Annotated in this window: 10 protein-coding genes; all 10 read left to right on the top strand. The window is 46.2% G+C overall.

Features of this window, described 5'->3' with window-relative positions:
* Positions 1-5 precede the first annotated feature (5 nt).
* The 10 genes from VC182_RS02420 (at position 6) to VC182_RS02465 (ending at position 11,622) form a co-directional block, all read left to right on the top strand.
* Positions 6-794: a polysaccharide deacetylase family protein gene (locus tag VC182_RS02420; RefSeq protein ID WP_216243566.1), complete on the top strand. Its 789-nt coding sequence runs from the start codon at positions 6-8 to the stop codon at positions 792-794.
* A 3-nt stretch (positions 795-797) separates the two neighbouring features.
* Positions 798-1,769 carry a sterol desaturase family protein gene (locus VC182_RS02425; RefSeq protein WP_216243568.1) on the top strand — a complete coding sequence of 324 codons (972 nt, stop codon included), beginning with the start codon at positions 798-800 and terminating at the stop codon, positions 1,767-1,769.
* 29 nt (positions 1,770-1,798) lie between these two features.
* The gene (locus tag VC182_RS02430; protein ID WP_323484380.1) at positions 1,799-2,668 is read left to right on the top strand and encodes an EI24 domain-containing protein; all 870 of its coding nucleotides are present in this window, start codon (positions 1,799-1,801) and stop codon (positions 2,666-2,668) included.
* Complete coding sequence (locus VC182_RS02435) at positions 2,661-3,521, top strand: competence/damage-inducible protein A (protein WP_323484381.1); 861 nt, start codon at positions 2,661-2,663, stop codon at positions 3,519-3,521. Before VC182_RS02430 ends, VC182_RS02435 begins: the two co-directional genes overlap by 8 nt.
* 199 nt (positions 3,522-3,720) lie before the next feature.
* Complete coding sequence (gene glnA, locus VC182_RS02440) at positions 3,721-5,136, top strand: type I glutamate--ammonia ligase (RefSeq protein WP_072582200.1); 1,416 nt, start codon at positions 3,721-3,723, stop codon at positions 5,134-5,136.
* A 26-nt stretch (positions 5,137-5,162) separates the two neighbouring features.
* Positions 5,163-6,284, top strand: coding sequence for a nitrogen regulation protein NR(II) (gene glnL, locus VC182_RS02445; protein WP_416350569.1), 1,122 nt, complete (start codon positions 5,163-5,165; stop codon positions 6,282-6,284).
* Positions 6,281-7,732, top strand: coding sequence for a nitrogen regulation protein NR(I) (gene ntrC / locus VC182_RS02450; RefSeq protein ID WP_323484382.1), 1,452 nt, complete (start codon positions 6,281-6,283; stop codon positions 7,730-7,732). The genes glnL and ntrC overlap by 4 nt, the downstream gene beginning before the upstream one ends.
* Complete coding sequence (gene xth, locus VC182_RS02455) at positions 7,725-8,573, top strand: exodeoxyribonuclease III (protein WP_323484383.1); 849 nt, start codon at positions 7,725-7,727, stop codon at positions 8,571-8,573. Before ntrC ends, xth begins: the two co-directional genes overlap by 8 nt.
* 119 nt (positions 8,574-8,692) lie before the next feature.
* Positions 8,693-10,372, top strand: a complete 1,680-nt coding sequence (locus VC182_RS02460; protein ID WP_323484384.1) for an efflux transporter outer membrane subunit — start codon at positions 8,693-8,695, stop codon at positions 10,370-10,372.
* Positions 10,369-11,622: an efflux RND transporter periplasmic adaptor subunit gene (locus VC182_RS02465; protein WP_323484385.1), complete on the top strand. Its 1,254-nt coding sequence runs from the start codon at positions 10,369-10,371 to the stop codon at positions 11,620-11,622. The genes VC182_RS02460 and VC182_RS02465 overlap by 4 nt, the downstream gene beginning before the upstream one ends.
* Position 11,623 lies beyond the last annotated feature (1 nt).

Genomic DNA, 11,623 nt, shown 5'->3' on the forward strand with positions numbered 1-11,623 from the left:
ATATCATGAAGCGCCTAAGTCCTAACGCATTCATTCGTATCGCAGCCGTGCTGATGCTCGGCTGTTTTTCATTGGGCGCCAATGCTCAAGTCGCAGAATGTAGCAAGAAGGTCTACCTCACCTTCGATACCGGCAATATGTCAGTTGCTGAAAAAGTGGCTGAGATTCTCAAGCGGCAAAACGTAAAGGCTACTTTTTTCTTGGCTAATGAAAAAACTTACCGTGGTGACTTTGCCTTAGATGACTCTTGGAAACCCTTTTGGCAGCAATTGGCAAAGGAAGGCAATCATTTTGGTAGCCATACTTACGACCATGATTACTTTGTAAAGGATGGCCCTAAGGGGCAGGTTTTTGAGAAACAGCAATTTGGTCCAAAGGCAGGAGAAACTGTTCTATATAACGAGGCAGCAATGTGTAAACAGATTCGTCGGGTTGATCAGCGCTTTCAAGAAATGACGAGCCAGCCATTACAGAAAATTTGGCGTGCGCCAGGTGGTAAAACTTCCCCTACCTTGATTCGAATAGGGGATATGTGTGGCTATCAACACATTGGCTGGGCTCCCGCAGGTTTCTTGGGGGATGAGCTGAACTCAGAAAAGCATCCAAACAGCGCTCTGTTAGAAAGGGCGAGCAGAGACCTCAGGGATGGCGATATCACGATGGCTCACTTGGGTATTTGGTCCAGAAAAGATCCATGGGCACCCGCGGTTTTGGAGCAGTTGATTGTTAACCTGAAGGGCCGTGGTTTCTGTTTTGGGCTACTGCCCAAAGATTCTGCAAATCAGTCAAAATAAAGCATGGACCTCACTACCGTCACCTCCATGATTGCGAATGCTTATGCCAGCGTTCAGGAGTTTCTATTCGCTAATGTAGTGGGTCCGATTCTGTACCAATTCGACTTAATGTCTTGGGCTGAGGATGTGTTTGATGGGATCGATTGGTTCTTGTTTGGTTGTGTTCAGCTCTTCTTAATTCTGGTTGTATTAAGAACGTGGGAGCGCCTAGCCCCAGCAGAAAAGCAAGAGCGTTTTTCAAAGTCGAGTAGGGCGGACGTTCTGTACACCTTATTTCATCGTCTGGGAATATTTCATGGCTTGATTTTTATATGCCTATCTGGATTCTTTTTTGAGATTGATTCCATCCTGCATGATTTTCGTTTTGATCGCCTGAATGTAGAGTCCTGGTGGCCAGGCGTGACCTCAGTCCCCGTTGTTAGCTTTTTGATCTATCTCATCATTCTGGACTTTGTAGATTATCTTTACCATCGCGCATCACATGCATTTAATTGGTGGTGGCAGTTACATGCCTTGCATCATAGTCAAACAGTGATGACTGCCTGGTCCGATAATCGCAATAACATTCTCGACGACATCATGCGTGCAACCTTCATGGCTTTCTTCGCGCTATTGTTTGGCGTTTCCCCGGGACAATTCATCATGTTGATTGCGCTAAGCCAATTTATTCAAAGTTGGCAGCATGCCAATATTAAGGTTCACTTAGGGTCCGTTAAATACTTATTGGTTTCCCCAATGTTTCACCGCATGCATCACGCTGTGGGCTATGGGCATGAGGCTATCGGTAAGCCCGGCGTATTAGGCGGTTGTAATTTTGGTATTTTGTTTCCGTGGTGGGATATGTTATTTGGAACGGCCATCTTCACTAAAGAGGTCTATCCTACGGGAGTCAGAAATTTAACTGTTTCAGAAAATATCCTCACTCAACAATGGCAAAGCTTGGTTCGTGCCATTAAAGAATTTAAGCCTAAGTAGACTGCACGTCTGCAGGCAATAGGAGTTGTATGGTTGGATTACCGCAAATATTTAAGTCTTTTGGAATGGCTTTAGTTGGAACCATGCATCCGCGAATGTTATGGCTGAGCTTCAGGCCATTTTTGATCGTCTCAGTTTTATGGGGTTGCCTCATTTGGCTCACATGGACTCCAGCATTAGAAACATTAAGCATCTTTCTAACAACTTCTGTCTTTACTAGTTGGATACAAGAGGGTTTAGTGTGGGCGGGCTTTGAAAATGCCAGGGCATGGATTGCGCCATTATTTTTTGTCATGCTAATCATCCCTTTGATTACGATTAGCTTGTTAGTCTTTATTGCGTTTTCAACGGTACCCTCGATTGTGAAGATTGCCTCTAGGCAGTCACAATTTCAGGATCTAGAGTGCAAGAAGGGCGGCGGCTTCTTTGGCAGTTTGATTTACAGCCTATGGTCAGCCCTCATTTGTCTTGCATTGGTGATGCTCACCTTGCCTGTGTGGTGGGTTCCTCCGTTGGTGGCCGTCTTGCCTCCATTACTATGGGGCTGGTTAACGATGCGCCTGATGTCGTATGACGTTCTGGCAAAGCATGCCAGCTCGGAAGAGCGCGATCTTCTGCTTCAAAAGTATCGCTGGCCATTGCTCTGTATGGGTATCGCATCAGGGATGTTGGGCGCAGTGCCAACCTTCTTCTGGGCTACCTCCGCATTGGCTTTGGTGTTATTTCCAATAGTGAGTTTTATAGCTCTTTGGATTTATTCTCTGATTTTTGTGTTTGCTGCTTTATGGTTTAGCTATTTCTTATTAGATGCACTCAAGCAATTGAGAGAAGAAGAGTTGGATCAAGCGCTCACAGTGCAATCTCGCGTTGTTGATATGGAACTGCCCTACCATGGTTGATGCAATTAAAAGAGTTGAAATAGAAGTGCCGAGCAAAGCCCAACGTCGCTTTGGGTTAATCGTGATTGGTGATGAGATCTTATCTGGTCGTCGTCAAGATAAGCACATGAGTAAGCTTATCGAGCTGCTCAATGAGCGCGGCCTCAGTCTTGCATGGGCTAAATACGTTGCTGATGATCCCGAGCAAATTACTGCAACACTCAAAGACAGTTTTGCAAGTGGTGATGTTGTGTTTAGTACTGGCGGCATTGGCGCCACGCCAGATGATCACACCCGTCAATGCGCGGCACTTGCTCTGGGTACAAAAACTGAGTTACATCCAACTGCGCAAGAATTAATTGCTGGTCGCATTCAGTCGATGGCAGAAGGTGATCCATTCAAGTCAGATTTAAGCACTCCAGAAAATCAGCATCGCTTCAAGATGGGGGAGTTTCCGATTGGCAGCGAAATTATTCCCAACCCCTATAACCAGATTCCGGGCTTTCGGATTCAAGAGCATCACTTTGTGCCGGGCTTTCCGGTAATGGCTGCGCCGATGATGGCTTGGTGTTTGGATACTTACTACAAGGATCTATTCCATCAAGAAAATTTGGCAGAGCAAAGCTTCATTGTTCCTAAGGGAGTTGAATCTACCTTAACCCCCTTAATGGAGCGCATAGAGGCTAATTTTCCGGGGGTGAAGGTCTTTAGTCTCCCTTCTGTCGGTGACGCCTCTAAGGGGGGTGTTTATGCCCAGCGTCATATTGAGCTGGGGATTAAGGGCAATGCCAACCTTCTAGAAAGCGCTTGGATTGCCTTGAGAACAGGCACCCAAGAGCTGGGTTACGAAATCCACGACATCGGCCAGTCTTAGTTGCACTAAAAAGGTGCAAATAGGGGTATTTAGGCTTGTATGAGGGGTATTTCAGCACTTAAACAGTGCAATAATGAGAGTTCCCATTTGTTTGCTTCAGTAAATTAGATACATCCAGTAGGCGTGTTTGGTGCCTGGAATGAATAAGGGTGTATGCCTTAAGTTTTGATTCTGAATTTAGTTAATAGAGGAGATTTGCATGACGAAGACCGTCGCTGATGTGATGAAGTTGGTTAAAGAGAAAGAATGTACTTTCGTTGATTTCCGCTTTGTGGATACAAAGGGTAAAGAACAACACACGACAGTGCCCATCTCTGCTTTTGACGAAGATAAATTTGAGAGCGGCCATGCATTTGACGGTTCCTCTATCGCGGGTTGGAAAGGTATTGAAGCTTCAGATATGTTGCTCAAGCCAGATCCAACAGCTGCATACATCGATCCATTCTATGAAGAGCCAACTTTGGTTCTCACATGTGACGTTATTGAGCCAGCTGATGGCAAAGGTTACGACCGTGACCCACGTTCTATCGCTAAGCGCGCTGAAGCGTATTTGAAGAGCACCGGCTTAGGTGATGCCGCTTACTTTGGTCCAGAGCCAGAGTTCTTCATTTTTGATGGCGTGCGTTGGGGTGCCGATATGCAGGGTTGCTTCGTGAAGATTGATTCCGAAGAAGCTCCATGGTCATCTGGTGCAGAAATCGAAGGTGGTAACACTGGTCACCGTCCAGGTAAAAAAGGCGGTTACTTCCCAGTTGCTCCTGTAGATACATTCCAAGATATGCGTTCTGAAATGTGCTTGATTCTTGAGTCATTGGGCATTCCAGTTGAAGTTCATCACCATGAAGTTGCTGGCCAAGGCCAAAACGAATTGGGCACTAAGTTCAGCACATTGACTCAACGCGCTGACTGGACTATCTGGCAGAAGTACGTTGTTCAAAACGTCGCGCATGCTTATGGCAAGACAGCAACTTTCATGCCTAAGCCAGTAGTTGGCGATAACGGTTCTGGTATGCACGTACACCAATCCGTTTGGAAGAACGGGGAGAACTTGTTTGCTGGTAACGGTTATGCAGGTTTGTCAGAGTTTGCATTGTTCTACATTGGCGGCATTATCAAGCACGCTAAAGCATTGAATGCAATTACCAACCCAGGTACAAACTCATACAAGCGTTTGGTTCCAGGCTTTGAGGCTCCAGTGAAATTGGCTTACTCAGCACGTAACCGTTCTGCTTCAATCCGTATTCCACACGTTCCAAATCCTAAGGGCCGTCGTATTGAGACTCGTTTCCCAGATCCATTGGCTAACCCATACCTCTGCTTCTCAGCATTGCTGATGGCTGGTTTGGATGGCGTACAGAACAAGATTCATCCAGGCGAAGCTGCGGACAAGAACTTATATGACTTGCCACCAGAAGAAGATGCAAAGATCCCAACCGTTTGCGCAAGCTTGGAAGAGGCATTGGACGCATTGAAGAAAGATCACGAGTTCTTAACTCGCGGTGGAGTATTTACTGAATCTATGATTGATGCATATATCAATTTGAAGATGGAAGACGTCACACGTTTCCGTATGACTACTCATCCAATCGAATTTGATATGTACTACTCCCTGTAAGCGAAGGAGAGAACTTGAGCGCAGGTCTGTTGCGCAATTCGTTCAAGGGAGCAGCTACGGCTGCTCCTTTTTTTCCGACATTGCTTGATCAGATGCCCAATGCCATCGTGGTATTTGAGGCTGAGAACCAACAATTGGTGTACGTGAACCCGGCTGCCGAGTCAGCCTTGGACCTCTCGCGTAAATCACTTGAGGGTCAATCTGTGCACAACTTATTTGGTGACAACGTAGCATTAAGTGACATGATTTCTGAGGTGAAACAGGGTCATATATTAGCCCAACGCCAAGAAATGGTTTTGCATTCATTGCCGGGTAGCATTCATCAAGATTCCACTCCAGCGCATGTAGTGGTTGCAGCTTTAGAGGATCCCGCGCTGATCATGATGGAGTGGTTTCCGATCGATCAACAGTTGCGGAGTGAGCGCGATGAACGTGTGACACAGCAAGTTGAAGCAAATAAACAATTGATGCGTAATTTGGCGCATGAGATTAAAAACCCATTGGGCGGTATTCGTGGGGCAGCGCAGCTATTAGAGTTTGAGTTACCAGACAATGACTTGCGCGAGTACACGCAAGTCATTATTAAAGAGTCAGATCGCCTGCAGACTTTGGTTGATCGTCTCTTAGCGCCGCATCGCAAGGCGCATGTGATGGAATCCTTCAATGTGCACGAAGCATTAGAGCGCGTGCGTAGTCTAGTCTTAGCAGAGTTTCCAAAGGGTTTACGAATTATTCGTAACTACGATACAAGTCTGCCCGATGTCTTAGGCGACCGAGAGCAATTGATTCAGGCAACCTTAAATATTGTGCATAACGCTGCACAAGCGCTTTCTGAAGAGATTAGCAGTGGCATTGCACAAATTGAGCTGAAGACCCGCGTGGCACGTTCGGTCACGATTGCAAAGCATCGCTACAAATTAGCGATGGATCTGCATGTGATTGACAACGGCCCTGGCATTCCAGAAGAAATTATTGAGCGCATCTTCTTCCCATTAGTTTCGGGAAGAGAGGGTGGCAGTGGGCTTGGTCTTACCCTAGCGCAAACCTTTGTTCAGCAACACCAGGGGTCTATTGCTTGCAATAGTCGTCCAGGACGCACCGATTTTCATATTCAAATTCCATATCGTAGGCAGGAGAAAGCATCATGAAACCAATTTGGATCGTTGACGATGATCAATCTATTCGTTGGGTCTTAGAAAAAGCTCTAGCGCGTGAAAATATTCCGCACAAGAGTTTCTCTAATCCAAATGACGTTCTGAATGCCCTAGAAAAAGAAGCTCCACAGGTGCTGATCTCCGATATTCGTATGCCGCGTGGCAACGGCTTGGATTTATTGCAGCACGTGAAGGCAAGTCATCCGAATTTACCAATCATCATCATGACGGCGTATTCTGATTTGGACTCCGCTGTCTCTTCATTTCAAGGTGGTGCATTTGAATATCTCACCAAACCTTTTGATGTCGAAAAGGCGATTGAATTAATTCATCGTGCGGTAGAGCAGGGCATCCGCAATGACTCTGGTGCGAAAGAGTTAACTGCGTGGAGACAAGACGCCACTGAGATTATTGGTCAAGCACCAGCAATGCAGGAAATTTTTCGTGCCATTGGGCGCTTAGCGCAATCTAACGCCACAGTCCTGATTACTGGAGAGTCCGGCACTGGTAAAGAGTTGGTTGCCCACGCCCTGCATAAGCACAGTCCATGCGCCAAAGGGCCATTTGTCTCATTAAGTACTTCGGCTGTGCCAAAGGATTTATTGGAGTCGGAGTTATTTGGTCATGAGCGCGGTGCTTTCCCAGGCGCGCAGACTTTGCGTCGAGGTCGTTTTGAGCAGGCTGACGGCGGTACTCTATTTTTAGGTGAGGTAGGTGACTTACCTTTTGATCTACAAACCCGTTTACTGCGCGTTCTGACTGACGGACATTTTTATCGCATCGGTGGACAAGACCCGATTAAGGCAAATGTTCGGATCATTGCTTCGACACATCAAAATCTAGATGCAAGAGTCACCGCTGGTTTCTTCCGTGAAGACTTGTTGCATCGGTTGAATGTGATTCGTTTGCGCATGCCTTCATTACATGAGCGTAGTGAAGACATTCCAATGTTAGCTAGACATTTCATGTTGAGCTGCGCGAAGTCTTTGGGCGTTGAACCTAAAAAATTGTCCGATGAAGTCTTAAAAGAAATGAGCGCAATGCCATTTCCGGGAAATGTACGTCAATTAGAGAACTTATGCCACTGGTTAACGGTGATGACGTCTGCAAACGTAATCGGCGTAAGCGATCTCCCGGCTGATATTGTTTCAGAAACGAGTGAACAACCCATCGTTATTCACGGCGAGTCTTCGCCAAGCAATCCCGTTGCTGCCAAGGTTGCTGTAGGTGACTGGGAGAATGGTTTAGGACGTCTAGCTGTCAAGATGTTGCAAGATGGCGATAAAGAAGTTTTTGATGCCTTGACCGCACGTTTTGAAAGGGCAGTATTGCAGGCAGCTTTAGAAGTTACTCGTGGCAGAAGAGTAGAGGCTGCCCAGCGTCTAGGTATTGGCCGAAATACGATTACCCGTAAGTTGCAAGAGCTCGGTATTGATGACTGATTCAGTTCGAATAGCTGCGTGGAATGTGAACTCCTTAAAGGTTCGCCTTCCACAAGTGCTTCGTTGGTTGCAAGATCAAGAAAGCAAGAAACAACCGATTGATGCGCTCTGCTTGCAAGAGCTTAAGCTCACGGATGATAAGTACCCCCATAAAGAGCTTGAAGATGCGGGTTACCTCAGTTTGGCTGCTGGTCAAAAGACTTATAACGGCGTTGCGATCATCTTGCGTAAAGCGGCACTCGCACCTATCGCTTCAGATATGGAAACAGCCTTTCTGAAGCCCACTAGAAACATACCCAACTACGAAGATGAGCAGCAGCGCATTCTCGCGGCGACAGTTTGCTTTGCTGGTACGAAACCGATGAGACTGGTATCAGCCTATTTTCCAAATGGGCAATCGCCCGATAGCGACAAGTTCCAATACAAACTAGGCTGGTTGAAGGCATTACAAACTTGGTTAACAGAAGAGCTCCAACAGAACGAACGCTTAGCACTCTTGGGTGACTTCAATATTGCTCCGGCAGATGATGATGTTCATGACCCTAAGGCATGGGAAGGGCAGAACCTGGTTTCACCACCAGAGCGTGATGCATTTCAAGATCTGATCAAGCTTGGGCTCCATGATTCATTCAGAATGTTTGAGCAGGCACCGAAAACCTTTAGTTGGTGGGATTACCGCATGATGGGTTTCAGAAGAAATGCCGGCATGCGCATTGATCACATTTTGTTGAGTGAGGCGCTCAAGGGAAGATGTAGTACTAGCACGGTGGATAAAGTGCCTAGAGCCTGGGAACAGCCGTCGGACCATGCTCCAGTGATCGCGCAGATCCAAAAGTCTTAATCCGTATAAGCCTAGGGCTTACACTAGCCCAGCATTCTGAATCTTGCTTTATCCTTATGATTAGTATCGATAATTTCCACCCTTAGACAAGGCAATCAGTTTAAAAATTAAGCACTTGAATGCCGTTACCTAGAAACACGATTACTCATGCTCTCATTATTTCCGGCACTTTGATGCTTGCCGGTTGCATGATGGTTGGCCCAGATTTTGCAAGACCCCCTGTTAAGGCAGTGGATCAATATAAATCAACAGCACAAACTGAATTTACCGAATCTTTGGGTGAAAACTCAAACAAGATTCTGGACCCAGTAGAGTGGTGGAAAAGCTTTAATGACCCGACGCTCAATGCCTTGCTAAAGCAAGCTACTGCGCAAAACCTTACTTTGCAACAAACTGCGCTGCGGATATACCAACTGCAGGCCCAACTTGGCGTGAGCGATGCCGCATTATTGCCATCCGCCAATTTAAGTGCTTCGTATTCCAATACCCGCAATAGTGCAATTCAAGAAGCGATTAATGATTCTAATAATTTGGTCTCTAAAAATGCTTTGGTGCAGGTGAGTTGGGAGTTAGATTTTTGGGGGAAGAATCGCCGTGGAATTCAGAGCTCATTAAGCTCCTATTTATCTGGGGTTGCAGCCTTCTACTCGGCAGACGTATCTTTAACTGCGGATGTTGCGAATACTTACATCAATATCCGCAACTATGAAGAGCTGATCATGGTTGCTAAAACCAATCTAGCTTTGCAAAAAGAAAGTTTGCGTATTGCAGGTGCGCGCTTTAAATACGGTGCCACCTCGATGTTGGATCTGAGTCAGGCGCAAGCCCAGTATGAGCAGACGAAGGCCCAGATTCCGGCTTTGATCGCGAATTTAAAGAAAAACCAGCATGCCATGAGTATTTTGCTGGGTGAGCCTCCTGAGTACTATGAAAAGACTTACGGCAACACTAAGGGAAGTCTGAAGCCTCCATCTGAGCTTGGCGTTGGTATGCCAAGGGATTTATTACGTCGCCGCCCAGATGTTCTGCAGGCCGAATTTGATGCTGCTTCTAAGTCCGCCTTAATTGGCGTAAGCAAGGCGCAACTGTTCCCGACATTTACCTTGGGCGGCCTCTTTGGTTATGCCACCTCAAATTACGGAACCTTATCCTCCGCTAATTTATTTAGTTGGGGCAATAACTCTTCTGGGGTAAACGCTGGAATTTCCTTGCCGCTGTTTTATAGAGGCGCAATTGTGGATCAAGTCCGCGTGCAGGATGCTATTTTCCAGCAGAGTCTGTTGGCCTATCAAAACCAAGTCTTGAATGCCCAGAAGGAAGTTGAAGATTCGCTCATTACTATCTCGACCACTAAAAGTTCAAAAGAAGATTTAACTCGCGGTGTCGTTGCGGCGCAAAGTGCCGCAGATTTAGCTCTTGAGCGTTATAAGGCGGGTCAGAATGATTACACCACGGTGATCACTGCACAGCAGAATCTATTAAATATCCAAAACTCCCTAGTCCAAACTTCATCAAACGAGCTCATCGGATATGTAGGCGCATTTAAAGCACTTGGCGGCGGCTGGACTGCGGACATGAGTCCTCCTAAGTTGCCAGATCAGATGGTTGCCGATATGACCGACCGAACAGATTGGGGTTCTGTCCTCACTAGGACAGGTGATCCACTAACGGTGAAGGCTAGCAAGTTTTTGGTAGATGCTCCTGATCCATTAAAGCCCACACAAACTACAGTGCCGGCGACTTTAAATACACCTTCAAATACAACGACTCCGCCGACCCAGGGAAGTGCTGCGCCATGAAAGATCTATTAATAAAAGCCAAACTTTTGCTGATGCCCTTGTGGGGCAAGCTTGTGACTCTATGGGGCTCACTCTTGGGAAAATGGAATGCATTCCTAGTAAAGCTAAGCACGGTTGAGATTCCTATTCTCAAGAAGAAACTTTCACCACGAACAATTGGGGTTTCTTTATTAGTGCTCGTTGCTTTGATTGCGCTGATTTGTTTGAAGTCTTGTGGCAAAGAAATTAAGCAGACCCCAATTCCAGTGACAACCGCTCAACCACTGTCTCAGGAGATCCGCAGTTTTGCGACCTTTGATGGTCTGGTGGACCCATACCTCACGGTGAACTTGGATGCACGCGTTAAGGGCTACCTTACTAAGATTGGTTTTGCTGACGGAGCGATGGTGAAGAAGGGCGATCTTCTGTTTGTCATTGAGCAGGACCAATACATACAAGAGGTGAAATTAAAGCAGGCAATTTATACCGAAGCGAAGCTTGAGTATGGTCGTCAGAAATCTTTACTCAAAGAGAATGCAACCTCTCAAGCAGCCGTTGATAAGGCCTTATCGCAATACCAGCAATCGGAGGCTAATTTAACGCTCGCAAAGATTAATTTGGGCTATACCGAAATCAGGGCGCCTTTTGATGGACTGATGGGAAGACACTTATTGGATGTTGGTACCTATTTAGATTCCACTACAAAGGGTGTACAACTCTCTACTATTCAGCAGATCTCACCCATTTATGTGTACTTCTCTATTAATGAGAGGGATTACTTAAAGTTTCAAAAGGGTCAAGATGTAAACGCAGAACGCAAGTCTGAAGTAAATACCTTGCCTATCTATGCTGGTCTTCAAGGTGAAGTTGGATATCCTTTTGAGGGCGTCTTGGATTACGCCGCTAATTTGATTTCCACAGAGACTGGGTCCTTGCAATTGCGGGCAATCTTCAAAAATGAGAAGTACGAGTTAATCCCTGGTTTATATGCTCGAGTTATGGCTCAGTATGGCGCGCCAAGACAGGCTTTGCTGCTACCCAAGACTGCTGTAATGACAGATCAAGTGAGTGACTATGTTTTTGTTTTGGATAATGCCATGCGCGCACAACGTCAAGACATTAGCTTGGGTCAGCGCTTTGAGAAGTATGTCGAGATTAGCAAAGGCTTGACTCCCGACAGTAAGGTGGTCATTAATGGTTTTATTAATCTGAGCATGAATCAAATTGCTAACCCAACACAGGTCACACTTGAGGCAATGCCGGCTCGATAAT

It is taken from the genome of Polynucleobacter sp. AP-Nickl1-40-C4 (assembly GCF_035012665.1).
Lineage (GTDB): Bacteria > Pseudomonadota > Gammaproteobacteria > Burkholderiales > Burkholderiaceae > Polynucleobacter.